The sequence below is a fragment of the Streptomyces sp. DH12 genome (genome assembly GCF_020873895.1).
In the GTDB taxonomy this organism is placed as follows: domain Bacteria; phylum Actinomycetota; class Actinomycetes; order Streptomycetales; family Streptomycetaceae; genus Streptomyces.
Genome location: NZ_JAHWGT010001279.1, coordinates 1 through 429, shown reverse-complemented (window position 1 = coordinate 429; position 429 = coordinate 1). Strand labels below are relative to the sequence as shown.

General features: G+C 72.5%; 1 protein-coding gene. It reads right to left on the bottom strand.

Features of this window, described 5'->3' with window-relative positions; all coding sequences use genetic code 11:
- Positions 1–429: FAD-dependent monooxygenase (locus tag LPA54_RS39675; protein WP_228985254.1), on the bottom strand; the 429-nt coding region annotated here is incomplete at both ends.

Sequence of the window (429 nt, the reverse complement as noted above, 5' to 3'; positions counted from 1 at the left end):
ACATCGGCGGTGTGCCGGGCTGGCAGCCCAAGCCGCGCTCCACCGCCTCGGAGAAGCGGGCGTCGCGCAGCCGCAGGTTGTCGTGGGTGCCGCGGCGGCTGCGGGTGAGCAGGTTGAAGGCGAACTGGCGCGGCGGCTGGTGCAGGTACAGAGCGAGGTTCTCGAACCACTCCAGGCTGGCGCGGGCCGCGCGCTGGGTGGAGGCGACGACGGGCCGCCGTTCCGTCTCGTAGGCGTCGAGGGCGTCGGTGAGCGTGGGCTGCTCGCTCAGGCAGGCGGCGAGAGCGAGGGCGTCCTCCACGGCGAGCTTGGTGCCGGAGCCGATGGAGAAGTGGGCGGTGTGGGCGGCGTCGCCGAGCAGCACGACGTTGCCGTGCGACCAGCGCTCGTTGACGACCGTGCGGAAGGTGGTCCAGGCGGAGTTGTTGG